The sequence below is a fragment of the Vibrio sp. 10N.261.51.A3 genome, assembly GCF_041471965.1.
GTDB lineage: Bacteria > Pseudomonadota > Gammaproteobacteria > Enterobacterales > Vibrionaceae > Vibrio > Vibrio crassostreae_C.
In genome coordinates this window covers 1-25,215 of record NZ_JBFRPK010000031.1, presented here as the reverse complement: position 1 = coordinate 25,215, position 25,215 = coordinate 1, and the positions used below count along the sequence as shown (strand labels likewise).

The 25,215-nt window shown below is 45.6% G+C and carries 18 protein-coding genes; 17 read left to right on the top strand and 1 reads right to left on the bottom strand.

Features of this window, described 5'->3' with window-relative positions; genetic code table 11:
• Positions 1 to 9: 9 nt before the first annotated feature.
• The 17 genes from murE (at position 10) to AB4371_RS08675 (ending at position 24,240) form a co-directional block, all read left to right on the top strand.
• Positions 10 to 1,494 carry a UDP-N-acetylmuramoyl-L-alanyl-D-glutamate--2,6-diaminopimelate ligase gene (murE, locus tag AB4371_RS08755; protein ID WP_372149467.1) on the top strand — a complete coding sequence of 495 codons (1,485 nt, stop codon included), beginning with the start codon at positions 10 to 12 and terminating at the stop codon, positions 1,492 to 1,494.
• Positions 1,494 to 2,867, top strand: a complete 1,374-nt coding sequence (gene murF / locus AB4371_RS08750) for a UDP-N-acetylmuramoyl-tripeptide--D-alanyl-D-alanine ligase (protein ID WP_372083351.1) — start codon at positions 1,494 to 1,496, stop codon at positions 2,865 to 2,867. Before murE ends, murF begins: the two co-directional genes overlap by 1 nt.
• Positions 2,864 to 3,946 (top strand): phospho-N-acetylmuramoyl-pentapeptide-transferase, encoded by a 1,083-nt coding sequence (mraY, locus tag AB4371_RS08745; protein ID WP_372149465.1) that lies wholly within the window; start codon positions 2,864 to 2,866, stop codon positions 3,944 to 3,946. The genes murF and mraY overlap by 4 nt, the downstream gene beginning before the upstream one ends.
• Positions 3,947 to 4,003: 57 nt before the next feature.
• Complete coding sequence (murD, locus tag AB4371_RS08740; RefSeq protein WP_372149463.1) at positions 4,004 to 5,320, top strand: UDP-N-acetylmuramoyl-L-alanine--D-glutamate ligase; 1,317 nt, start codon at positions 4,004 to 4,006, stop codon at positions 5,318 to 5,320.
• 22 nt (positions 5,321 to 5,342) lie between these two features.
• Complete coding sequence (gene ftsW, locus AB4371_RS08735) at positions 5,343 to 6,539, top strand: cell division protein FtsW (RefSeq protein ID WP_065584711.1); 1,197 nt, start codon at positions 5,343 to 5,345, stop codon at positions 6,537 to 6,539.
• Positions 6,540 to 6,551: 12 nt separating this feature from the next.
• On the top strand, positions 6,552 to 7,613 hold the full coding sequence (murG, locus tag AB4371_RS08730) for an undecaprenyldiphospho-muramoylpentapeptide beta-N-acetylglucosaminyltransferase (RefSeq protein ID WP_017062898.1): 1,062 nt from the start codon (positions 6,552 to 6,554) through the stop codon (positions 7,611 to 7,613).
• A 13-nt stretch (positions 7,614 to 7,626) separates the two neighbouring features.
• Entirely contained in the window at positions 7,627 to 9,087 is a 1,461-nt protein-coding gene (gene murC / locus AB4371_RS08725) for a UDP-N-acetylmuramate--L-alanine ligase (RefSeq protein ID WP_017059288.1), read from the top strand.
• Between the two features lie 278 nt (positions 9,088 to 9,365).
• Positions 9,366 to 10,058 (top strand): cell division protein FtsQ/DivIB, encoded by a 693-nt coding sequence (locus AB4371_RS08720; protein ID WP_017059290.1) that lies wholly within the window; start codon positions 9,366 to 9,368, stop codon positions 10,056 to 10,058.
• Positions 10,051 to 11,319, top strand: a complete 1,269-nt coding sequence (gene ftsA / locus AB4371_RS08715; protein WP_010434747.1) for a cell division protein FtsA — start codon at positions 10,051 to 10,053, stop codon at positions 11,317 to 11,319. The genes AB4371_RS08720 and ftsA overlap by 8 nt, the downstream gene beginning before the upstream one ends.
• A gap of 31 nt (positions 11,320 to 11,350) precedes the next feature.
• Positions 11,351 to 12,580: a cell division protein FtsZ gene (gene ftsZ / locus AB4371_RS08710; protein ID WP_017059291.1), complete on the top strand. Its 1,230-nt coding sequence runs from the start codon at positions 11,351 to 11,353 to the stop codon at positions 12,578 to 12,580.
• 96 nt (positions 12,581 to 12,676) lie between these two features.
• Positions 12,677 to 13,594, top strand: a complete 918-nt coding sequence (lpxC, locus tag AB4371_RS08705; RefSeq protein ID WP_010434751.1) for a UDP-3-O-acyl-N-acetylglucosamine deacetylase — start codon at positions 12,677 to 12,679, stop codon at positions 13,592 to 13,594.
• Positions 13,595 to 13,984: 390 nt separating this feature from the next.
• A complete protein-coding gene (gene secA, locus AB4371_RS08700; RefSeq protein WP_017059292.1) occupies positions 13,985 to 16,711 on the top strand; it encodes a preprotein translocase subunit SecA in 2,727 nt (908 codons plus the stop codon).
• 348 nt (positions 16,712 to 17,059) lie between these two features.
• Positions 17,060 to 17,458, top strand: a complete 399-nt coding sequence (mutT, locus tag AB4371_RS08695; protein ID WP_017062897.1) for an 8-oxo-dGTP diphosphatase MutT — start codon at positions 17,060 to 17,062, stop codon at positions 17,456 to 17,458.
• Between the two features lie 92 nt (positions 17,459 to 17,550).
• Positions 17,551 to 18,375 (top strand): 4-hydroxy-tetrahydrodipicolinate reductase, encoded by an 825-nt coding sequence (gene dapB / locus AB4371_RS08690; RefSeq protein WP_020628676.1) that lies wholly within the window; start codon positions 17,551 to 17,553, stop codon positions 18,373 to 18,375.
• 503 nt (positions 18,376 to 18,878) lie between these two features.
• Entirely contained in the window at positions 18,879 to 20,018 is a 1,140-nt protein-coding gene (carA, locus tag AB4371_RS08685; RefSeq protein WP_048609692.1) for a glutamine-hydrolyzing carbamoyl-phosphate synthase small subunit, read from the top strand.
• Positions 20,019 to 20,034: 16 nt separating this feature from the next.
• Complete coding sequence (gene carB / locus AB4371_RS08680; RefSeq protein WP_017059294.1) at positions 20,035 to 23,265, top strand: carbamoyl-phosphate synthase large subunit; 3,231 nt, start codon at positions 20,035 to 20,037, stop codon at positions 23,263 to 23,265.
• A 195-nt stretch (positions 23,266 to 23,460) separates the two neighbouring features.
• Complete coding sequence (locus tag AB4371_RS08675; RefSeq protein WP_012603222.1) at positions 23,461 to 24,240, top strand: TSUP family transporter; 780 nt, start codon at positions 23,461 to 23,463, stop codon at positions 24,238 to 24,240.
• On the opposite strand, the gene AB4371_RS08670 is transcribed toward AB4371_RS08675, so the two are convergent.
• On the bottom strand, positions 24,191 to 25,036 hold the full coding sequence (locus AB4371_RS08670) for a LysR family transcriptional regulator (RefSeq protein WP_102394343.1): 846 nt from the start codon (positions 25,034 to 25,036) through the stop codon (positions 24,191 to 24,193). The two genes, AB4371_RS08675 and AB4371_RS08670, sit on opposite strands and share 50 nt — an antisense overlap.
• Between the last annotated feature and the right edge of the window lie 179 nt (positions 25,037 to 25,215).

Below are 25,215 nucleotides of genomic sequence, written 5' to 3'. Positions count from 1 at the left end.
GGATTCAATATGAGTAATAGCCTCACGCTGTCATCTTTACTTTCTCCTTGGGGTGACTTTAGTTCACCTGAGCTGGATGCGATTGCCGTTGAACAGTTGGAGTTGGATAGTCGTGCCATCAAAGACGGCGATATTTTTGTTGCTGTAGTTGGGCATGCTGTTGATGGCCGTCGTTTCATTGACAAAGCGGTCTCACATGGAGCCAATGCCGTTATCGCACAAGCTGATGCTGAAAAGGCCCATGGTCTGATTGAGTGGTTGGATGCTGTTCCGGTTGTTTACATTAAAGACCTTAACTTGGTGTTATCTGAGTTGGCCGGTCGTGTTTACTCGTCTCAGGCGACTAAGCTGATTGGTGTTACCGGCACCAATGGCAAAACCACTATCACCCAATTGATTGCTCAGTGGCTAGATTTAGTCGGCCAACGCTCTGCGGTAATGGGCACCACGGGTAACGGTTTTCTAGACAACCTTAAAACGGCGGCGAATACGACCGGTAGTGCGATTGAAATACAACGTACGCTGAGTGAGTTGGCTGAAGAAAACGCTGTTTATACCGCGATGGAAATCTCGTCTCATGGTTTGGTTCAAGGCCGAGTTAAGGCATTGGATTTTGAGGCTGGTGTATTTACTAACTTGAGCCGTGACCACTTGGATTACCACGGCACGATGCAAGAGTACGCTCTGGCTAAGAAGAGCTTGTTTACTCAGCATAAGTGTAAGCACGCTGTGATTAATGTTGATGATGAAGTCGGTAAAGCTTGGATGGCTGATCTGTCCAATGCAGTAGCTGTGTCATTGCTTCCGTTATCGGGCTACCAGCAGTCAGTATGGGCATCGGATGTTGCTTATGCAGAGACGGGTATCAAACTCGCTTTTGATGGTAGCTGGGGGCAGGGACAACTGTCTGTTCCTTTAATTGGCCAGTTCAACGCATCAAATGTATTGGTTGCTTTCGCGACCCTACTTGTACTAGGCATCGACAAGCAAACCTTGATCGACACAGCACCTCAATTGCAACCTGTTATTGGTCGCATGGAATTGTTCCAAGTACCAAACAAAGCGAAAGTGGTTGTCGACTACGCGCATACACCTGACGCATTAGAGAAAGCATTGGCAGCACTACGTGTACATTGCTCTGGAAAGCTATGGGCAATCTTTGGCTGCGGTGGTGATCGAGATACAGGCAAGCGCCCTATGATGGCGGTTACCGCAGAGCAGTTCGCCGATAACATTATTATTTCAGATGACAACCCTCGCAGTGAAGACCCGGCATTGATTGTTAAAGACATGCTGGCAGGTTTAAGTGAGCCTGAAGTCGCCTTTGTTGAACACGATCGCTTTCAGGCGGTTAAGTTTGCTCTAGAGCAGGCGGGTAATAACGACATTATTCTTCTGGCTGGTAAAGGCCATGAGGATTACCAAGTATTAAAAGACAAAACGATCCACTATTCGGATCGAGAGTCAGCACTACAACTTTTAGGTATTTCATAATGATTGATGTATCACTCGAGCAGATCTGCTCCGTGGTCAGTGGTCAGCTGATAGAGGCTGGCAAATCGAGCAATAGTTTGATCAATGCGGTTTCTACTGATACTCGCACCGTTGAAGAAGGTGCACTGTTTGTTGCTCTCGTAGGTGAACGTTTTGATGCGCATGATTTTTGTGGTCAGGCTGTTGAGGCCAATGCGAGTGCGTTATTAGTTCAACGAAAACTTGACCTAAATATTACTCAAGTTGTTGTTGAAGACACTAAACTTGCTTTAGGTCAGCTAAGTGCTTGGATCCACAAACAATGTAACGTGCCAACCATGGCGATAACAGGAAGCTGTGGCAAAACGACCGTCAAAGAGATGGTCGCGAGTATTCTACAACAACGTGGCAAAGTGCTGTTTACAGCGGGTAACTTCAATAATGATATTGGAGTACCACTAACCTTGCTGCGCAGTGAACCCAATGACGACTATGCCGTGATAGAACTGGGCGCGAACCACATTGGTGAAATTGCCTATACCACGCAGCTTGTGAAACCACAGGTGGCCTTAGTGAATAACGTTGCTGCCGCGCATCTAGAGGGCTTTGGCTCAATTGATGGTGTTAAACAAGCGAAAGGCGAAATTTTTCAGGGGCTTGCTGCTGGTGATACTGCTATTGTTAACCTAGAGAGCAATGGTGGTGACTTCTGGAAAGATGTGCTTGCAGACAAAAACGTACTGACCTTTTCTGAAAGTGATGACACGGCGGATTACTTTTCGACGAATATTCGCATCAACGAGCAGGGTGAAGCTTGCTTTGATATGCAGACCCCGCAAGGTGCTATCGATGTCGAACTTGGCATTATTGGTCAGCACAATGTAGCCAACGCATTAGCCGCAGCAGCACTGAGCATTCAATTCGGTGCCACGCTTGCAGAAATTAAAAGCGGTTTAGCGAATCTCATCTCAGTTAAAGGCCGAGTTGAGGTTCAACAATTAAGTCAGAATATCAAGCTGATAGATGACAGTTACAACGCCAGTGTACCGGCAATGAAGGCTGCAGCTAAATTGTTGTCGAGCTTCAAAGGTCAGCGTTGGTTGATTTTAGGCAATATGGCTGAGTTAGGCGATGAAAGCCTTGCACTTCACCGTCAAGTCGGTGAATATGCTGCCCCATTCGCTTTTGAGCATGTACTCACTTACGGTGATGATACCAAGGTGATTAGTGAAGTGTGTAACGGCACTCACTTTGCAACGCATGAAGCGATGATCGCGCACATAGAGCAGCACTTGAGCTTGCCAGAAAACGCGCCACATACCTTGTTGGTAAAAGGCGCCAATAGTGCAGGAATGAGTAAAATAGCCGCTGCTTTAAAGGAGAACTTTTCATGATAATTTGGCTTGCAGAGCTACTACAGCCACACTTTTCTTTTTTCCGTTTGTTCGAATACTTATCGTTTCGTGCAATCGCGAGCATTTTGACGGCTTTATGTCTGTCGCTGTGGATGGGACCTCGTTTAATTGAGCGTCTGCAAATGCTGCAAATTGGCCAAGTTGTTCGTAATGACGGCCCAGAGTCTCACTTCAGTAAGCGTGGTACACCAACCATGGGTGGTGTGATGATCCTTGCTGCGATCATCATTACGGTCTTACTTTGGGCTGACTTATCAAACCCTTACGTTTGGGCCGTACTTGCCGTGCTAGGCGGTTACGGTGCAGTTGGTTTTGTTGATGATTATCGTAAAGTCGTTCGTAAGAACACTGATGGCTTGATTGCGCGTTGGAAGTACTTCTGGCAATCGGCTATTGCATTGGTTGTGGCGTTTGCTCTGTATGCTCATGGGCAAGACACTGCTGCGACACAATTAGTGGTGCCTTTCTTTAAAGATGTGATGCCACAACTTGGTTTACTGTACATTGTTCTAACTTACTTTGTTATTGTGGGTACCAGTAACGCGGTAAACCTAACTGATGGCCTAGATGGCTTGGCGATTATGCCAACGGTTATGGTTGCTGCGGGTTTTGCTGTTATCGCTTGGGCGACAGGTAACGTTAACTTTGCAGCATACCTACACATTCCATACATCCCATACACCTCTGAACTGGTGGTGGTATGTACTGCTATCGTTGGTGCAGGCCTTGGCTTCCTATGGTTTAACACTTACCCAGCACAAGTATTCATGGGCGATGTTGGCTCTCTAGCACTGGGTGGTGCGTTAGGTGTGATTGCGGTACTCGTTCGTCAAGAGTTGGTACTAGTGATCATGGGTGGTGTGTTTGTAATGGAGACTCTGTCAGTGATTCTGCAGGTGGGCTCTTACAAATTGCGTGGTCAGCGTATTTTCCGCATGGCACCGATTCACCACCACTATGAACTTAAAGGTTGGCCAGAGCCGCGTGTTATCGTGCGTTTTTGGATAATCTCAATGGTATTAGTACTGGTTGGCCTAGCGACACTGAAAGTTCGTTAATCCTATGTGAGCCTCTGAGTAGGGGCTCTTTAAAACTATTAAGAGCATCTTGTTTAAATGGAACGTTGGCAAAATATTCAAAATGTAGTGGTTGTGGGGCTCGGTATTACTGGGCTCTCTGTCGTTAAACATCTCGTAAAATATCAGCCTCATACTCATGTGAAGGTGATTGATACGCGAGAGCTACCACCAGGAAAGGAATCTTTGCCTGAGTCGGTAGAGCTGCATTCTGGAAGCTGGAATAGCCAATGGTTAGCGGAAGCTGATTTGGTGGTAGCTAACCCAGGTATCGCCTTAGCAACCCCTGAAATTCAAGATGTGCTTCAAGCAGGTACGCCTGTTGTCGGTGACATTGAGTTGTTTGGCTGGGCGGTGAATAAACCTGTCGTGGCGATTACTGGTTCAAACGGCAAGAGTACCGTGACGGATTTGACAGGCGTACTTGCTAAAGCGGCTGGCCTTAACGTTGGTGTCGGTGGCAATATTGGTATTCCGGCTTTAGACCTTCTTGAGCTTGATGCAGATTTATATGTGCTTGAGCTTTCAAGCTTCCAGTTAGAAACCACATCGAATTTAAAACTTGCCGCTGCGGCATTCTTAAATCTGTCTGAAGATCATATGGATCGCTATCAAGGCATGGCTGATTACCGTGAGGCCAAGTTAAGAATCTTTAATAACGCGCAGTGTGCGACTGTTAATCGTGAAGACAAAGAGACTTACCCTGACCAGACAATGCCATTGTTGACTTTTGGCCTAGATAACCAAGAGTTTGGTGTATCAACGATTGATAGTACTGAGTGGTTGGTCGATCACGGTAAACCTGTCCTTGCTACCCAAGATTTAACATTGGTTGGACGTCACAATGTGGCGAATGCGTTAGTCTCACTTGCACTATTGAAGCAAGTTGGTATCGACTACAGCAAAAGTCTTGATGCTTTGAAGGCCTATAACGGTTTGACGCATCGTTGCCAAGTCGTGGCTGACAAGCGCGAAATCAAATGGGTTAATGACTCCAAAGCAACGAATGTAGCCAGCACATTGGCAGCCCTGTCTGGGTTGGAGTATCAAGGTACGTTATATCTTTTGGTTGGCGGCGTTGGTAAAGGTGCTGACTTTAGTGAGCTTGAACCAGTATTGGCGCAACTTGAGCGTGTTCAGCTGTGTTGTTTCGGTGAAGATGCAGATCAATTCATGCCTCTGCACCCATCGGCACAAAAGTTCGATACCATGCAGCAGATAATCGAATCTATCTCGCCACAGCTGGTGGCTGGAGATATGGTGATGCTGTCTCCGGCGTGCGCAAGCTTCGATCAATTTAATAATTTCATGGCAAGAGGTGATGCGTTCACTGAGCTTGCTCATGAGTATGCTTAACGTGTTGAAGGACTAACATTCAGTGCAAAGAGTCAAAGAGATTAATCAATCCATCTGGCAGTGGCTAAACCGTGCTACTCCCGAGGCGCTTTACGATCGTCAATTGGTGTGGATTGCTCTTGGGCTAATGCTGACAGGTTTGGTGATGGTGACGTCTGCTTCGTTCCCCATCAGTGCTCGTTTAACCGATCAGCCGTTTCACTTTATGTTCCGTCATGCCATCTTCCTTGTATTGGCGTTAGGTGTCTCTAGCGTCATATTGCAAATCCCGATGCAACGCTGGTTTCAATACAGTATGTATCTACTGGGCTTGTCCTTCTTCTTGCTGATTGTGGTATTAGCCGTCGGTAAGTCGGTTAACGGCGCATCGCGTTGGATCCCATTAGGGCTATTTAACTTACAACCCGCTGAAGTCGCCAAGTTATCGCTGTTTATTTTTATGGCGGGCTACTTGGTTCGGAAGCAAGATGAAGTGAGAAAAACCTTCTTCGGTGGTTTTGGTAAACCGATCATGGTATTCGGCGCTTTTGCCGTGCTGCTGCTAGGCCAGCCCGATTTAGGTACTGTGGTCGTAATGCTAGTGACCCTGTTCGGCATGCTATTCATTGCTGGTGCCAAGCTTTCACAGTTTATCGCCTTGATGGTGGCAGGTATTGCCGCGGTCGTCGGTTTGATTGTTATAGAACCTTATCGTGTTCGACGTGTTACCTCATTCTGGGAACCTTGGAACGACCCGTTCGGCAGTGGTTACCAGTTAACTCAGTCATTGATGGCGTTTGGCCGTGGTGATTGGATGGGGCAAGGGCTTGGTAACTCGATTCAAAAACTCGAATACTTACCAGAAGCGCATACCGATTTTGTATTTGCAGTGTTGGCTGAAGAGCTTGGCTTTGTCGGTGTTACCTTAGTATTAATGTTGATCTTCAGCTTGGTGTTAAAAGCCATTCTGATAGGTAAAAAAGCCTTTGAACACGATCAAGTGTTCAGCGGCTATCTGGCTTTTGGTATTGGTATTTGGTTTGCGTTTCAGACGCTTGTTAACGTAGGTGCTGCATCTGGCATCGTTCCGACCAAAGGTCTAACCCTACCGCTAATCAGTTATGGTGGTTCGAGTTTAATTGTTATGTCTGTGGCGGTATCAATGCTGCTGCGCATTGACCATGAATGCCGAATGCAACAAAAAGAACAAGCTGATAGTCAAAACGAATTAGTAGAATAAGAATCTAACGTGATGAAACAAAACAAAAAACTTTTAGTGATGGCTGGTGGTACTGGCGGTCACGTTTTCCCAGGGTTAGCAGTAGCGAAAAAGCTTCAGCAACAAGGTTGGGAAATTCGCTGGTTAGGCACAGCAGACAGAATGGAAGCGGATTTAGTGCCAAAGCATGGCATTGAAATCGACTTCATCAAAGTGAAAGGCCTGCGTGGTCAAGGCATTAGCAAGTTAATTAAAGCGCCGTTCCAGATTATTAATGCCATACTTCAAGCAAGGCAACACATCAAAGCATGGCAGCCTGATGTGGTACTTGGTATGGGTGGCTACGTGAGTGGCCCGGGTGGTATCGCGGCATGGTTGTCTGGCATTCCAGTGGTTCTCCATGAACAAAATGCAGTGGCAGGTTTAACCAACCAATGGCTGTCTAAGATTGCTAAAAAGGTTTTCCAAGCTTTCCCTGGTGCGTTTCCTACTGCAGAAGTGGTGGGTAACCCAGTACGCGAAGATGTGGTTGCCTTAGCTGAACCCGAGCAACGCATGGCTGAGCGTGATGGTGACATCCGCATCTTGGTTATGGGCGGCAGTCAGGGCGCAAAAATCCTAAACGATACCTTGCCAGTAACGATGGCGCAGCTTGGTGAAGGCTTCACTGTGATGCACCAAGCGGGTAAGAACAATCAACAACAAGTTATTGAGCAATACAAATCACATTCTGTTGGTAATGTTCAAGTGACTGAATTTATTGATGATGTGGCGCAAGCTTATGAGTGGGCAGATCTATTAGTGTGTCGCTCAGGTGCATTAACCGTATCAGAAGTGTCTGCGGCAGGTGTCGGTTCTATCTTCGTTCCGTTTATGCACAAAGACAGACAACAAGCGTTGAATGCCGACCATTTAGTTGAATGTGGCGCAGCGTTAATGATTGAACAGCCTCAACTAACGGCTGATAAGCTAGCGAACACTATCGCGCAGCTTGATAGAAATGAATTAAAAATGATGGCAACAAAAGCTCGTCAAGCCGCCAAGCTTGATGCTGATGTGACCGTCGCTGAAGCGATTAAAGCTTTAGCAAAATAATGAGATTGAATTGATGACGATTGAACATACCCAAGACTTAGCGCAAATCCGTGCAATGGTGCCAGAGATGCGCCGTGTTAAATCTATCCACTTCATTGGTATTGGTGGTGCCGGAATGAGCGGGATTGCTGAAGTCTTGCTAAATGAAGGCTACCAGATCACGGGTTCTGATATTGCTCAAAACCCAGTGACTGATCGTTTAGTTAGCAAGGGTGCGACCGTTTATATCGGTCACCAAGCGAGTAACGTTGCCGACGCAAGTGTGGTGGTTGTTTCAACCGCTATCAACGAAGAAAACCCAGAAATTATTGCAGCTCGTGAAGCGCGCACACCGATCGTTCGTCGTGCAGAAATGCTGGCTGAGCTGATGCGTTTTCGTCACGGTATTGCTGTGGCAGGTACGCACGGTAAAACAACCACGACTGCGCTAGTGACACAGATTTACTCGGAAGCCGGCCTAGATCCAACCTTCGTAAACGGTGGTTTGGTGAAAAGTGCAGGCACAAACGCACGTTTAGGTTCAAGCCGTATCCTTATCGCTGAAGCTGATGAAAGTGATGCGTCATTCTTACATCTGCAACCTATGGTTAGTATCGTGACAAACATTGAAGCGGATCATATGGATACCTATGGCGGCGATTTCGAAACGCTAAAGCAGACATTTATTGATTTTTTACACAACCTGCCGTTCTACGGCCAGGCTGTGATGTGTGTAGATGATCCTGTTGTACGTGAACTTATCCCTCAGGTGAGCCGCCAAGTGATTACTTACGGCTTCTCTGAAGACGCAGATATTCGTATTGAAAACTACGTACAAGAAGGTCAACAAGGCAAGTTTACGGTTGTACGTGAAGGTAAAGCTAACTTAGATATCACGTTGAACATTCCAGGTCGCCACAACGCATTGAATGCATCGGCTGCGATTGCTGTTGCAACAGAAGATGACATCAGCGATGAAGCGATTCTCAAAGCGATGGCGGGAACGGAAGGCACGGGTCGCCGTTTCGATCACCTAGGTGAGTATGAAACAGGTAAAGGCGTTGCAATGCTGGTCGATGATTACGGTCATCACCCAACCGAAGTTGATGTGACGATTCAAGCTGCTCGTAGTGGCTGGACTGATAAACGTCTTGTTATGATCTTCCAACCGCACCGTTATAGCCGTACTCGCGATCTGTATGATGATTTCGCGAACGTTCTTGAGCAGGTTGATGTCCTAATTCTGTTAGATGTTTATTCTGCAGGTGAGAAACCTATTGCAGGGGCTGACGGACGTTCATTAAGTCGAACTATTCGTGGGCGTGGTAAGATAGACCCAATCTTTGTTGCCGATATCAACGCACTGCCATCGGCTTTAGCCAACGTAATTCAAGGCGGTGACCTTGTTTTAACGCAGGGTGCAGGCGATGTTGGTCGAGTAGCGAAGCAGTTGGAATCGTTACAGTTAGACATTAATAAAATGCAGAACGCGTAACAGAATACTGTCTACAGACTGTGGTCAATCGCTCACTTCTTGCGATTGACCTAAAATTGACCAAAAATCTTATTATCAACGTTTGATAGTTTGATTTTGCTCAGTATAATTCATAGGTTAAAGTAAGTGCTTTTACCTCTATTACGAAGATAGGGAATAGAATTGCGAACCAACGACAGGGAATGCGGGCTTTGGTAGAAAGTACTTTTAGCGAAAACCGCCACCTATTCAGTTTACCGTCGCTCAAGAAACACGCCTTAGGCGGGTCTTTTTTTGTCATGGTATTGCTATTCATTGGGTTTCTTTTCTATACCACACTAACTTGGATGTGGGACGATCAGCGATTGCCTCTCTCCAAAATAGTACTTCAAGGCGACTTAACTTACGTAACCGCTGGTGATGTTCAACATGCCTTTAGCGAGCTAGAGCACATTGGAACCTTCATGTCGCAAGACATCGGTGTGTTGCAAGACAGTTTAGAAGCGTTACCTTGGGTTTCAGTGGTCTCCATTCGTAAGCAGTGGCCAGACACAATAAAAGTATTTTTGACTGAGTACCATGCGGCAGCAATCTGGAACGGTAACATGCTGCTGAATGACGATGGTCAGGTGTTTAATGGTGATATCGGCCTGTTGAAGGGCGATAGAGTTAAGCTTTACGGCCCAGACGGCACCAGCCAAGAAGTGATAGAAAAGTGGCGACAGATAACCCCTTTGATTAACAGTCTAGGGTTAACCGTTACCTCTCTCGTTCTCAATGAGCGTCGCGCTTGGCAAATAATCCTAGATAACGGTATCCGTTTAGAACTAGGTAAAGATTCTTTAGATGAGCGTGTTGAACGCTTCATTTCGCTTTACAACGAACTTGGTAGTAAAGCGAATCAAGTGAGCTACATCGACCTCAGGTATGATACGGGAGCCGCTGTAGGCTGGTTTCCAGAGCAAGAGTTAGAAGAGAGCACAGATGACTAAGACCGCAGATGACAACATAATCGTTGGTCTTGATATAGGCACTGCGACCATATCAGCTCTGGTTGGTGAAATATTGCCTGATGGTCAAATCAATATCATTGGCTCTGGGCAAAGCCCATCCAGAGGTATGGATAAAGGTGGTGTGAACGACCTAGAGTCGGTAGTTAAGTCAGTTCAGCGAGCAATTGATCAAGCAGAGTTGATGGCGGAATGCCAAATCAGCAATGTGTTTATCTCGCTATCAGGCAAACATATCGCAAGCCGAATTGAAAAAGGCATGGGCACTATCTCTGATGAAGAGGTGTCTCAAGACGATATGGATCGAGCGATCCATACCGCGAAATCAATTAAAATAGGTGATGAGCAGAGAATTCTGCACGTGATCCCACAAGAATTTACCATTGATTATCAAGAAGGGATTAAGAACCCACTTGGCTTATCTGGTGTTCGAATGGAAGTCAGTGTTCACCTAATTTCTTGCCATAGCGACATGGCGAGAAACATTATTAAAGCTGTTGAACGATGTGGTCTCACAGTAGAACAAATCGTGTTTTCAGGACTTGCCTCAAGCAATGCGGTAATTACTGAAGACGAGAGAGAGCTTGGAGTATGTGTTGTCGATATCGGTGCGGGTACAATGGATATTTCCATTTGGACTGGCGGCGCACTTCGACACACAGAAGTCTTTTCCTACGCAGGAAATGCAGTAACCAGTGATATTGCCTTCGCTTTCGGCACGCCAGTGAGCGATGCTGAAGAGATAAAAGTAAACCATGGTTGCGCTCTGAGTGAACTCGTAAGCAAGGATGACTCTGTTAACGTCCCAAGTGTTGGTGGTCGCCCATCGAGAAGTTTGCAACGACAAACTTTGTCGGAAGTGATTGAACCACGTTACACTGAACTTATGGGTCTCGTTAACCAAACTATTGATACGGTTCAATTACAGCTACGAGATGAAGGTATTAAACACCACCTTGCAGCTGGCGTCGTTCTTACTGGTGGAGCGGCACAAATTGACGGATTGGTAGAGTGTGCGGAACGTGTTTTCCGCAATCAAGTTCGAGTTGGTAAGCCGTTAGAAGTTAGTGGCTTAACTGACTATGTTAAAGAGCCGTATCATTCTACGGCGGTTGGTTTACTTCATTACGCAAGAGATTGTCAGATCAGTGATGAAGGTGATTACAGCGAACCTAAGCGTTCAGCACCTTCTATGTCTGGTTTATTTGGCAAATTGCGTAATTGGATACAAAAAGAGTTTTAACCTGAGTTGCAGGAAAAAACGGAGATAACACATGTTTGAACCGATGATGGAAATGTCTGACGATGCAGTAATTAAAGTCGTTGGAGTTGGTGGCGGTGGCGGTAACGCTGTTGAGCACATGGTACGTGAATCAATCGAAGGCGTAGAATTCATCAGTGTTAACACTGATGCACAAGCACTTCGTAAAACAAGCGTGAGCAGCGTGATCCAAATTGGTGGTGATATCACTAAAGGTTTGGGCGCTGGTGCAAACCCACAAGTAGGCCGTGATGCAGCTCTCGAAGATCGAGAAAGAATTAAAGAAGTTCTAACTGGCGCCGATATGGTATTTATCGCAGCTGGTATGGGCGGTGGTACTGGTACAGGTGCTGCTCCAGTTATTGCTGAAGTTGCGAAAGAGTTGGGTGTGCTGACGGTTGCTGTTGTAACTAAGCCATTTAGCTTTGAAGGCAAAAAGCGTTTAGCGTTTGCTGAGCAAGGTATTGAAGAGCTTTCTAAACATGTGGATTCATTAATTACGATTCCAAATGAAAAGCTACTTAAAGTACTTGGCCGCGGCGTAACTCTGCTAGAAGCTTTCGCAAGTGCAAATGATGTACTTAAAAACGCTGTACAAGGTATCGCTGAGCTAATTACTCGCCCTGGTATGATTAACGTCGATTTCGCGGATGTTCGCACCGTAATGTCTGAGATGGGTCATGCAATGATGGGTAGCGGTATCGCAAAAGGTGAAGACCGTGCTGAAGAAGCTGCTGAAACGGCAATTTCTAGCCCACTACTAGAAGACATCGACCTAGCTGGCGCACGTGGCGTTCTTGTGAACATCACAGCAGGCCTAGATATGCGTCTAGATGAATTCGAAACAGTAGGTAATACAGTTAAGGCATTCGCATCTGATAACGCAACAGTTGTGATTGGTACTTCTCTAGACCCTGATATGACGGATGAAATCCGTGTAACTGTTGTAGCAACAGGTATCGGCACAGAGAAAAAACCAGACATTACATTAGTTGCTGGTGGTAAAGCTAAGGTTGCACCAACTCCTCAACCACAGGTAGCGGCTCAAACTGCACCAAAAGTGGAAGAGAAAGTGGCACAACCATTGCAAGAAAAAACTGAGGTTAAACCTCAAGTTAAGCCGCAGCCAACAACGTCACCTGTTTCTTCAGGTACAGGCGCTAGCCAAAGTGCAGCACCTAAGGCTGAGAAAGAGAGTGGATACTTAGATATTCCAGCATTCTTACGACGTCAGGCTGATTAACAAATACCCAAAATTTGACTATCGTCGAATTAATGGTAAAATTCGCGGTCGGTAAATACTGACCGTGATTTGTAGCACTGATAACGAGGCAAGCAGATGATCAGACAACGTACTCTGAAAGAAATTGTGAAAACAACTGGTGTGGGTCTCCACTCTGGTCGTAAAGTCACACTTACTCTTCGCCCGGCAGCTGCAAATACAGGTATTGTTTATCGTCGTACAGATGTAAATCCACCTGTAGATTTCCCAGCTGATCCAGCGTCAGTTCGTGACACTATGCTATGTACAGCTCTTGTTAATGACGAAGGCGTACGTATCTCTACAGTGGAACACCTTAACGCAGCTTTAGCGGGTATGGGCATCGACAACATTATTGTTGAAGTAGATGCTCCTGAAATCCCAATTATGGATGGTAGCGCAAGCCCATTCGTATACTTGCTACAGCAAGCGGGTGTAGAAACACTGAATGCAGCGAAGCGTTTTATTCGTATCAAAAAGCCTATCCGTTTTGAAGATGGCGATAAGTGGGCAGAATTTGTTCCATTTAACGGCTTCCGTATGGACTTTGAGATCGACTTTAACCACCCAGCAATTGAATCTGATGAGCAACGTTTGTTGTTTGATTTCTCTTCACAAGGTTTTGTGAAAGAAATTTCTCGCGCTCGTACTTTCGGCTTCATGCGCGACATTGAGTATCTACAATCTCAAAACCTAGTACTTGGTGGTAGCTTTGATAATGCTATCGTACTGGACGAATACCGAATTCTTAATGAAGAAGGTCTACGTTTTGACAATGAGTTCGTAACTCATAAAGTACTAGATGCGATTGGTGACTTGTACATGTGTGGACACGCTATTATTGGTGAGTTCCGTGCATACAAATCAGGTCACGGCCTAAACAACCAACTACTACGTGCAGTACTTGCTGACGCAGAAGCTTGGGAATGGGCAACATTCGAAGAAGAAGTAGGCTCTCCTGTTGCATTTGCTGAGCCAGGAATGGTTCTAGCGTAATTGTTGTTTACAACAATATAAGATTTCGAAAACCAGGTCATTGACCTGGTTTTTTTGTATCTATTTTCCAGATACAGTGTCGTCAACATCCGAAAGTTGTCTCCCAATGAGCTGCAGTCTGGCTAATCCATCAGCAATTAGAAAGAAAAGTTCCAAGCACATCAAACAAATGGGGTTATAAATGGTCGTTGGTGTGAAAATTACTTACACTAAAGGGCATTAATTTTAACTCAAGCCTTGAAAACTCTACTCTCAAGTACAATATCAAAGATACTAGATTTATCTCAGTATCCTTGGTTAGTAACTGAAGACTAGTTCATAGCTAGTAGAGACACTGACGGCATTTAAAATAGATCGCGGACGATCTGAGAACGAAGAGATTCCAAGCACATGATTACTAAGCTGCTGACAAAGGTAATTGGCAGTCGCAATGACAGAACACTGCGCCGCCTTAGAAAAATTGTAAAAGAAATTAATAACTTCGAACCAACGTTTGAAGCACTTTCAGACGAAGAACTAAAAGCAAAAACGGTTGAGTTTCGTGAGCGCTTAGATAAAGGTGAATCGCTAGACCAACTTCTACCTGAAGCATTTGCTACGGTACGTGAAGCGTCTAAGCGTGTTTACGGCATGCGTCACTTTGACGTGCAAATGATTGGTGGCATGGTTCTAAATGCTGGCCAAATTGCAGAAATGCGTACTGGTGAAGGTAAGACTCTTACAGCAACCCTACCAGCTTATCTTAACGCCCTACCTAGCAAAGGTGTTCACGTAGTAACGGTGAACGACTACCTAGCGAAGCGTGATGCGGAAACAAACCGCCCATTATTTGAATTCCTTGGTATGACTGTTGGCGTGAACGTGCCAAACATGGCTCCACCAGAGAAGAAAGAAGCGTACCAAGCGGATATCCTATACGGAACAAACAACGAGTTTGGCTTCGATTACCTACGTGACAACATGGCTTTCCGTGCTGAAGATCGTGTTCAACGTGAGCGCTTCTTTGCAGTTGTCGATGAGGTTGACTCAATCTTAATCGATGAAGCTCGTACTCCACTTATTATCTCTGGCCCAGCTGAAGATAGTTCAGATCTTTACACGCGTATTAACACGTTGATCCCTAACCTTGAGCGCCAAGATAAAGAAGATTCTGAAGAGTACCGTGGTGAAGGTCACTACACCATGGACGAGAAATCGAAACAAGTTCACCTGACTGAAAACGGTCAAGAATTTGTAGAAGAGCTAATGGTCAAAAACGGCCTGATGGAAGAGGGTGATACGCTTTACTCTCCGACAAACATCAGCTTATTGCACCATGTTAATGCAGCGCTGCGTGCACACGTACTGTTTGAGAAAGACGTCGACTACATCGTTACTGAAGAAGGCGAAGTGGTTATCGTTGATGAACATACTGGTCGTACTATGCCAGGTCGTCGTTGGTCTGAAGGTTTACACCAAGCTGTTGAAGCTAAAGAAGGTGTGAAGATTCAGAATGAAAACCAGACGCTAGCATCGATTACATTCCAGAACTTCTTCCGTCTATACGAAAAGCTGTCAGGTATGACAGGTACAGCCGATACAGAAGCTTTCGAATTCCAGTCTATCTACGGCCTAGAAACAGTGGTTATCCCAACCAACAAGCCTATGGTTCGTAACGATATGCCAGATGTGGTTTATCGTACCGAAGAAGACAAGTTCAATGCGATCATTGAAGACATCAAAGACCGTGTAGCTGCTGGTCAGCCATCATTGGTTGGTACGGTTTCTATCGAGAAGTCTGAACTACTGTCTAACGCACTGAAAAAAGCAAAAATTAAGCACAGCGTTCTAAATGCTAAATTCCACGAAATGGAAGCAGAGATCGTTGCACAAGCTGGTATGCCGAGTGCGGTAACTATCGCAACTAACATGGCTGGTCGTGGTACCGATATCGTATTAGGTGGTAGCTGGCAGGCACAAGTTGAGAAGCTAGAGAATCCAACCAAAGAGCAGATCGAGAAGATCAAAGCTGACTGGAGAGTAATCCACGATAAAGTGCTTGAGTCAGGTGGTCTGCACATCATTGGTACTGAGCGTCATGAATCTCGCCGTATCGACAACCAGCTACGTGGTCGTTCTGGTCGTCAAGGTGATGCGGGTTCTTCTCGTTTCTACCTATCAATGGAAGATTCTCTGCTACGTATCTTCACATCGGATCGTATGGCTGGTCTTATCCAAAGTGGTATGGACGAAGGCGAAGCGATCGAATCTAAGATGCTTTCTCGCTCAATTGAAAAAGCACAACGTAAAGTTGAAGGTCGTAACTTCGATATTCGTAAGCAGCTTCTTGAGTACGATGATGTAGCCAATGACCAACGTAAAGTGGTTTATGAGCTTCGTGATGAACTGATGAGCTCTGACGATATCAGCGAGATGATCGAACACAACCGTGAAGATGTATTGGCATCAGTGATTGATGAATACATCGCACCTCAGTCTCTTGAAGATATGTGGGATATCGCGGGTCTGCAAGATCGTCTGAAGAATGACTTCGATCTAGACTTTGATATTCAAGGTTGGTTAGACGAAGACGACAAGCTTTATGAAGAAGCATTGCGTGAGCGTATTCTTGCTATGGCGGTTGATTCGTACAAACAGAAAGAAGAAGTGGTTGGTGCTCAAGTACTGCGTAACTTCGAGAAATCTGTGATGCTACAAACGCTAGACGGCCTTTGGAAAGAGCACTTGGCTGCGATGGATCACCTTCGTCAAGGTATCCACTTACGTGGTTATGCTCAGAAGAACCCGAAACAAGAGTACAAGCGCGAGTCGTTTGAACTGTTTGAAGGCCTACTAGATGTACTGAAAACAGACGTTGTTACCATCCTTTCTAAAGTGCGCGTTCAGCAACAAGAAGAAGTTGAAAAGATGGAAGCTCAACGTCAAGCTCAAGCTGAAGAAGCGGCGCGTCGTGCACAAGCGCAACATGCAACAGCTGAAAACCAGCTAGCTGACGATGAAGCTGAAGCGGCATCTCCACAAACGGTAGTGCGTGACGAGCGTAAAGTTGGCCGTAACGAGCCATGCCCATGTGGTAGCGGTAAGAAGTACAAGCAGTGTCACGGTAAAATCGCGTAAGTTTAATGAATCGTTGCTGTAGCGCATGATAGCTGCGTTGGTGGTACTCACTTACAGTCGTAAGCTCCGTGCCACCGCCTTGCTCTCATACACTACAACTTAGCTTCATAAAACTGACAAATAGAATATAAAGAGTCGCTTAGGCGGCTCTTTTTGTATGTAAATTTCATGGCTTACTTTGTTACGCAAGGAAGTTGTCATTCCCTATAGCGAGGAGTGAGCGTAGTAGGGAATCTTGTTTAGTTAGGCTCGCGTAGTTTTAGATCCCCAACTCAGTCGTTCCTCTTTCTTGAGGATGACGTATTTAGGGACTATGTGAGTTCAGCGTTTTATTAAGGAACACCATCAATGAAAAGAATCCATATCGTAGCGGGTATTATCTTCAATCAAGATAAGTCACAGGTCTTTATCACTAAGCGTCCAGATGACAAGCACAAAGGTGGCTTCTGGGAATTTCCAGGTGGCAAGGTTGAAGAGGGCGAAACTATTGAGCAAGCGATGACTCGCGAGCTTGATGAAGAGGTCGGTATCAAGGTGACCGAGCAGTCTCTGTTTGAGCATCTTGAATTTGATTACACGGATAAGTCACTTAAGTTCGATTTCATTCTCGTGACTGATTTTGAAGAGCAGCCTTATGGTAAAGAAGGTCAGCAAGGTGAATGGGTAAGCCTAGAATCATTGAATCAATACGCCTTCCCAGAGGCAAATGTGCCAATTTTAGAGCGAGTAATAAAAGAGTTTTCGTAATTGCTAGCCTGAGTTTGAGATTGTTGTTAGTTTAAAGAGATTAATCGATTGAACGTTGCTGCAAGAGATAAGTGGCAACGGTAACCAAAACAATGGAGATATTCGCAGTGGTAAGAATTGCAATTGCAGGAGCAGCGGGCCGCATGGGCCGCAACTTGGTGAAAGCCGCTCATCATAATTCAGAAGCAAGTGTTGGAGCTGGTTCAGAGCGTCCAGAGTCATCTTTGGTCGGCGTAGATGTCGGCGAGTTATGCGGTGAAGGTCGTTTTGATGTTGCTTTAGTCGATGATTTGTCTAAAGCCATCGAAGAGTTTGATGTGATTGTCGATTTTACTGCCCCTGTTAGCACATTAGCGAATATTGAACTTTGTAAACGTCACGGTAAAAAACTGATCATCGGTACAACGGGCTTCTCTGAAGAAGAGAAGCAGGTAATTGATGCTGCTTCAAAAGAGATGGCTATCGTAATGGCACCTAACTACAGCGTTGGTGTGAACCTGGTCTTTAAGCTGCTAGAGAAGGCCGCTAAAGTGATGGGCGATTACTGTGATGTCGAGATCGTTGAGGCTCATCACCGTCATAAAGTCGATGCACCGTCAGGTACTGCGATTGGGATGGGCGAAGCTATTGCGGGTGCGATGGGCAACGAGCTGAACGATGTAGCTGTATGGTCACGCGAAGGTATTACTGGTGAGCGTACTAAAGATGAGATTGGTTTCGCGACGATTCGTGCCGGTGACATTATTGGTGAACACACCGCTATGTTTGCTGATATCGGTGAACGAGTGGAAATTACCCATAAAGCCACTGATAGAATGACCTTTGCTAATGGCGCAATCAAGGCCGCGGTTTGGTTAAATGATAAACCAGCAGGCTTTTATACCATGACGGATGTGCTTGGTTTGAATGACCTATAAATAGATATTTATGCGCTGGCAATTGCCGGCGCTTTCTTTATTTGGTGCCTTTTCCTTAGTAAACTCACTTCTACGATCTTCCTTTTGCTTTCTTATTATCGCCTTTTTGACTCTATTTCTATGCTACTTATGTGGTCTTTAGTGTGTTTTTTGTTTTAGACCTTTAAATTACCATGTTTTCTCTTTGTATTTATCGATTGCGTTTTGTTGCTGATATTTTTGTTACTCTATGGTTGGCTAAAATGAGGGGTGAAAATTAGAAAATCGTAATATTCGAGCTAAATGCGTATGAAAGTTGAACTTTTGGAGCTTTGAGGGGGGAAATTGAATTAGTCCTTACAAATGTTTAATTTCTTTTGAGTTAAATGTTGACACGTATCACGCAGATCACTAAAATACCGCCAATTTGTCTAATTTCCATAAACACGCAGTTTTTGGTGTTGCAGGAAGGTAGATTTGCAAATTAAATCAATTTTAATGCATTTTTATTTCTGGAGGTTGTCTTGAAGAAGTCAGCACTACTCGTCCTAGAAGATGGGACAGTATTTCACGGTGAAGCCATTGGCGCTGTAGGTTCTGCAGTTGGTGAAGTCGTTTTTAATACCTCGATGACGGGGTACCAAGAAATCCTCACTGATCCTTCCTATTCTCAACAAATCGTTACCCTTACTTACCCTCACATTGGCAATACCGGAACCAATTCCGAAGACGAAGAATCTTCTTCAATCCACGCTCAAGGCCTTGTGATTCGCGATCTCCCTCTAATCGCTTCTAACTTCCGTAATGAACAATCCCTTTCTGATTACCTTAAGTCGCAAAACGTTGTTGGTATCGCTGATATCGATACTCGTAAGCTGACGCGTATTCTTCGTGAAAAAGGCGCACAGAACGGTTGTATCGTAGCTGGTAACAATTTAGACGAAGCTTTGGCTCTAGCTAAAGCAAAAGAATTCCCTGGCCTGAAAGGTATGGACCTTGCGAAAGAAGTTACAACAAAAGAAGCGTATCAATGGAAACAAGGTTCGTGGACGCTTACGGGTGGACTTCCTGAAGCGAAAGCAGACTCAGAATTGCCATACCACGTTGTTGCTTATGACTTCGGTGCAAAACGAAATATCCTACGAATGCTTGTTGACCGCGGCTGCCGCCTAACGGTTGTTCCTGCTGAGACTTCAGCTGAAGAAGTACTTGCTCTGAACCCAGACGGTGTTTTCCTTTCAAATGGCCCTGGTGACCCAGAACCATGTACTTACGCAATTGAAGCGACAAAAGTGTTCCTAGAAAAAGGTTTACCAATCTTCGGTATCTGTCTAGGTCACCAGATTCTTGCTCTTGCGTCAGGCGCTAAGACAGTGAAGATGAAGTTTGGTCACCACGGTGCAAACCACCCAGTGAAAGATTTAGATCGTGATGTTGTGATGATTACTTCGCAAAACCACGGCTTTGCTGCTGACGAAGAAACTCTTCCAGAGACACTACGTGCAACGCACAAATCACTATTTGATGGTTCTCTACAAGGTATTCACCGTACAGACAAACCAGCATTCAGCTTCCAAGGTCACCCTGAAGCGAGCCCAGGTCCAGAAGACGCAGCGCCGTTATTCGACCACTTTATTGAACTAATCAAACAGCACACAGCGTAATTCGGAGTAGTAGACAATGCCAAAACGTACTGACATTAAAAGTATTCTTATTCTAGGTGCTGGCCCGATCGTTATCGGCCAAGCATGTGAGTTCGATTACTCTGGTGCTCAAGCTTGTAAAGCGCTTCGCGAAGAAGGTTACCGAGTTATTCTTGTAAACTCGAACCCAGCGACAATCATGACTGACCCAGACATGGCAGATGCAACTTACATCGAGCCTATCCAATGGGAAGTTGTGCGTAACATCATCGCTAAAGAGAAGCCTGATGCAGTTCTACCTACTATGGGTGGCCAAACTGCATTGAACTGTGCTCTAGACCTAGAAAAGCACGGCGTTCTTGAAGAGTTCGGTGTTGAAATGATTGGTGCAACGGCTGACGCTATCGATAAAGCAGAAGACCGTTCACGCTTCGATAAAGCAATGAAAGCAATTGGCCTTGAGTGTCCAACTGCTGATACAGCGAAAACGATGGAAGAAGCTTACAAAGTTTTAGACATGGTTGGCTTCCCTTGTATCATTCGTCCATCGTTCACGATGGGTGGTACTGGTGGCGGTATCGCTTACAACAAAGAAGAATTTGAAGAAATCTGTCGTCGTGGTTTGGATCTATCTCCAACTAATGAACTTCTTATCGATGAATCACTTATCGGTTGGAAAGAGTACGAGATGGAAGTGGTTCGTGACAAAAACGACAACTGCATCATCGTATGTGCGATTGAAAACTTCGACCCAATGGGTATTCACACAGGTGACTCAATCACTGTGGCTCCAGCTCAAACGCTGACAGATAAAGAATACCAACTAATGCGTAACGCATCTCTAGCAGTACTGCGTGAGATTGGTGTTGAAACAGGTGGTTCAAACGTACAGTTTGGTATCAACCCGAAAGATGGCCGTATGGTTATCATCGAAATGAACCCACGTGTATCTCGCTCTTCTGCACTAGCATCTAAAGCAACAGGTTTCCCAATCGCTAAGATTGCAGCGAAACTGGCTGTTGGTTTCACGCTAGACGAGCTAATGAATGACATCACTGGCGGCGCAACTCCAGCATCATTCGAACCAACAATCGACTACGTAGTAACTAAGATTCCTCGTTTTAACTTCGAGAAGTTTGCAGGTGCTAACGACCGCCTAACGACGCAAATGAAGTCGGTTGGTGAAGTTATGGCTATCGGCCGTAACCAACAAGAATCTCTACAAAAAGCACTTCGCGGCCTAGAAGTTGGCGCGACTGGTTTTGACGAAATGGTAGACCTAGACGCACCAGATGCTCTAACGACTATCCGTCACGAACTTAAAGAAGCTGGCGCAGAGCGTATTTGGTACATCGCTGACGCATTCCGTGCTGGTATGTCGGTAGATGGTGTATTCAACCTAACGCAAATCGACCGTTGGTTCCTAGTTCAAATCGAAGACATCGTTAAGCTAGAGCAAGAACTTAAAGCGAAAGGCTTTGCTGGTCTAAATAAAGACGAGCTAAACAAGCTTAAGCGTAAAGGTTTTGCTGATGCGCGCCTATCTAAGATTCTAGGTGTAGCGGAAAGCGAAATCCGTCGTCTACGTGACCAATACGATATCCACCCGGTATACAAGCGTGTAGATACGTGTGCAGCTGAGTTCTCTTCAGATACGGCTTACATGTACTCATCTTACGATGACGAGTGTGAAGCAAACCCAACAGACAAAGAAAAAATCATGATTCTAGGCGGCGGTCCAAACCGTATCGGCCAAGGCATTGAATTTGACTACTGTTGTGTACACGCATCACTAGCGCTACGTGAAGATGGCTACGAAACTATCATGGTTAACTGTAACCCTGAGACAGTTTCTACAGACTACGATACGTCTGACCGTCTGTACTTCGAACCAGTAACTCTGGAAGACGTACTAGCAATCGCTCGTGTTGAGAAGCCAAAAGGCGTTATCGTTCAGTACGGTGGTCAAACGCCACTTAAACTGGCACGTGCTCTTGAAGCTGCTGGCGTACCAATCATCGGTACTAGCCCAGACGCAATCGACCGTGCAGAAGACCGTGAGCGTTTCCAAGTTGCTGTAGACCGTCTAGGCCTACTTCAACCAGAAAACGCGACAGTAACAACAATGGAGCAAGCGGTAGAGAAATCTCGTGAAATCGGCTTCCCACTTGTTGTACGTCCTTCTTACGTACTTGGTGGTCGTGCGATGGAAATCGTATACGACGAGCAAGACCTACGTCGCTACTTCAACGAAGCAGTTAGCGTATCCAACGAATCTCCAGTACTACTTGATAGCTTCCTAGATGACGCTGTTGAAGTAGACGTAGATGCGATTTGTGACGGTGAGCGCGTTGTAATCGGCGGTATTATGGAGCACATCGAGCAAGCGGGTGTTCACTCTGGTGACTCAGCATGTTCTCTTCCTGCATACACGCTAAGCCAAGAAATCCAAGACGTAATGCGCGAGCAAGTTGAAAAGCTAGCGTTCGAGTTGGGTGTTCGTGGTCTGATGAACACGCAGTTTGCTGTTAAGAACAATGAAGTGTACCTAATCGAGGTTAACCCTCGTGCAGCACGTACGGTTCCATTCGTATCTAAAGCAACTGGTGCGCCAATCGCTAAGATTGCCGCTCGTGTAATGGCGGGTCAATCTCTAGAGTCTCAAGGCTTTACGAAAGAAATCATCCCACCTTACTACTCAGTGAAAGAAGTTGTACTTCCATTCAACAAGTTCCCTGGTGTTGACCCACTGTTAGGCCCAGAAATGCGCTCTACTGGTGAAGTTATGGGTGTTGGTGCGACGTTCGCAGAAGCATACTCTAAAGCTGAATTGGGTTGTGGTAACATCTACCCAGAAGGCGGTCGTGCACTTCTTTCTGTTCGCGAAGGCGACAAAGAGCGTGTTGTTGACCTAGCATCTAAACTATCTAAGCTTGGTTACCAGCTAGACGCAACTCACGGTACTGCGGTTATCCTTGGCGAAGCGGGCATCAACCCACGTCTAGTAAACAAGGTACACGAAGGTCGTCCTCACATTCTTGACCGTATCAAGAACAACGAGTATACGTACATCGTGAACACTGCAGCTGGCCGTCAAGCGATTGAAGATTCTAAAGTTCTTCGTCGTGGTGCACTTGCTGAGAAAGTTAACTACACGACTACGCTAAATGCTGCATTCGCGACTTGTATGGCGCACACTGCAGACGCGAAAACGTCAGTAACTTCAGTTCAAGAGCTACACGCTCAGGTTAAAGCTTCTCAAGCTTAATCGCCTAAAGTGTATCGCTGATATGCGGATATAAATGCTCAAAGCCCACTCCTCGGAGTGGGCTTTTTTATGTCTGTTATTCCGCGGTAGCTTAATGATGAATATTTGGAATAGGTTAGAATCTTGTGTTTCGTTATTGCTCGTCTGCTGTGAGTGGTAACTTGTCGCTACACAGGATTTTAAGGCGTTGGGTATATGGAAATTACTCTAGAAATATTGGCTATCTTGTTTGTTGTTGCAACGGCAGCAGGCTTTATTGATGCAATGGCTGGCGGCGGTGGGTTACTGACTCTACCTGCATTGCTAGCGGCTGGAGTTCCACCCACGCAGGCACTGGCAACCAACAAACTCCAAAGCTCATTTGGCAGCTTCTCCGCGAGTTGGTATTTCGTGCGCAACGGTATCGTCAGCATCAAAGAGATGCGCCTTGCTATCTTTTGTACCTTTATTGGCTCTGCAATTGGCGCTGAGTTAGTCCAGCACATTGATGCGAGCCTACTGACCAGTGTTATCCCACTGCTGCTTATCGCTATCTCTCTCTATTTCCTGTTGGCACCCCAAACTAGAGCGTCTGAAGGAAAACAGAAGATCTCTGAGGCGATGTTTGCTCTGTGTATTGGTGGCGGCGTGGGTTTCTATGATGGCTTTTTTGGCCCGGGAACAGGTTCTATCTTCACCGTCTGCTTTGTTGCTATTGGTCACTTCTCGTTAGTCGATGCTACGGCGCGTACTAAAGTACTTAACTTTACCTCGAATATCGCTGCCTTAATTTTCTTTATTTTGGCTGGTTTGCCTATTTGGGAGTTGGGATTAGTGATGGCGGTCGGTGGATTTATGGGCGCTCAGCTTGGCGCTAAAGTGGTGGTGACAAAAGGGCAGAAATGGATTCGCCCCCTTGTGATCGTGATGTCGATGCTAATGGCGTCTAAACTGCTTTGGGAACAGCATCAACAATGGATTCTATCAGTGTTTTAACTCGTGGAGACTGGTAACTATTTGGTCTGACACAGATATGAATCGGCCGAATCAAGCCTGCTAATTCGGTGAAGCTATACAGATATTGAGGCTCAATATTGAGTGTTTTTACGATAGAGAGCGGGATCAACGCTGGCCCAGTCCCGCCCAATGCAAGTTGCGCCGCTGCGGTGTAGGCATCCATCTCCATCAAGGGTTTGATACCAAATTTTTCTAATACAGAAAGTTGATAAGAATTGGCTGGATTGGTCATGTCGTTAGTGATGACCATTGGAGGGAGATCCGTTAGCGGCGACTTACTCACTATGTAAAACGGTTCATCAAAAAGATGGAAGGTCATCAACCCATGATGTGGTGGCAGTAAGCCAGCACACAACCCCAAGGTCGCCTTGCCGGACTGCACCCGTTCGATAATTCTCGGCGTGTGGTTGGTGGTAATGGTGATGTACTTATCTTGCTGGATAAATTGGCCCATCATCTCACCTAAATAACCGGCTATCAGAGACTTATTGCTGTCTAGGGTGATGAGAGTGGTATCTTCCAACTCTTGCTGTTCATAAATAAGCCCACGAAGTTCATTGAATGTCGGGCCAATACTCTCTATTAATGCTATCGCATCTGGCGTGAGTTTTATCTGTCGGCCACTCGGTTCAATGAGCTTTTTACCTAGCTTCTTTTCTAAATTCGCAATCCGTTTGCTGACCGCTGATTGGCTGATATAAAGCAAACTGCCTGTGCGGCTCATGGTCTTTGCTTTACTCAATACCAGTAGAGTTTCGATTCCTTCGAGTAGCATTGGGTTATATTCATGAAATTTGGGAATGATTGTTTCAACTTACCTCAAACAACATTCATTCTCTAGTCTTGAAACTAAAGCTTTGAACCAAGTTAGGTATTTTTAGCTATGCTCGCACGTGTAGCGCTGGGGAGCTCAAATTAAGAAAGGCTCCTTTACGGCTGTCTCTTATACACAAA

Excerpts from the sequence above, each read along its gene's own strand:
- mutT (WP_017062897.1), top strand. The coding sequence starts at position 17,060 with ATGAAAAGAATCCATATCGTAGCGGGTATTATCTTCAATCAAGATAAG.
- murF (WP_372083351.1), top strand. The coding sequence starts at position 1,494 with ATGATTGATGTATCACTCGAGCAGATCTGCTCCGTGGTCAGTGGTCAG.
- murC (WP_017059288.1), top strand. The coding sequence starts at position 7,627 with ATGACGATTGAACATACCCAAGACTTAGCGCAAATCCGTGCAATGGTG.
- AB4371_RS08670 (WP_102394343.1), bottom strand. The coding sequence starts at position 25,036 with ATGCTACTCGAAGGAATCGAAACTCTACTGGTATTGAGTAAAGCAAAG.
- ftsZ (WP_017059291.1), top strand. The coding sequence starts at position 11,351 with ATGTTTGAACCGATGATGGAAATGTCTGACGATGCAGTAATTAAAGTC.
- murG (WP_017062898.1), top strand. The coding sequence starts at position 6,552 with ATGAAACAAAACAAAAAACTTTTAGTGATGGCTGGTGGTACTGGCGGT.
- lpxC (WP_010434751.1), top strand. The coding sequence starts at position 12,677 with ATGATCAGACAACGTACTCTGAAAGAAATTGTGAAAACAACTGGTGTG.
- mraY (WP_372149465.1), top strand. The coding sequence starts at position 2,864 with ATGATAATTTGGCTTGCAGAGCTACTACAGCCACACTTTTCTTTTTTC.
- carB (WP_017059294.1), top strand. The coding sequence starts at position 20,035 with ATGCCAAAACGTACTGACATTAAAAGTATTCTTATTCTAGGTGCTGGC.
- dapB (WP_020628676.1), top strand. The coding sequence starts at position 17,551 with ATGGAGATATTCGCAGTGGTAAGAATTGCAATTGCAGGAGCAGCGGGC.
- ftsA (WP_010434747.1), top strand. The coding sequence starts at position 10,051 with ATGACTAAGACCGCAGATGACAACATAATCGTTGGTCTTGATATAGGC.
- murE (WP_372149467.1), top strand. The coding sequence starts at position 10 with ATGAGTAATAGCCTCACGCTGTCATCTTTACTTTCTCCTTGGGGTGAC.
- murD (WP_372149463.1), top strand. The coding sequence starts at position 4,004 with ATGGAACGTTGGCAAAATATTCAAAATGTAGTGGTTGTGGGGCTCGGT.
- secA (WP_017059292.1), top strand. The coding sequence starts at position 13,985 with ATGATTACTAAGCTGCTGACAAAGGTAATTGGCAGTCGCAATGACAGA.
- AB4371_RS08675 (WP_012603222.1), top strand. The coding sequence starts at position 23,461 with ATGGAAATTACTCTAGAAATATTGGCTATCTTGTTTGTTGTTGCAACG.
- AB4371_RS08720 (WP_017059290.1), top strand. The coding sequence starts at position 9,366 with ATGGTATTGCTATTCATTGGGTTTCTTTTCTATACCACACTAACTTGG.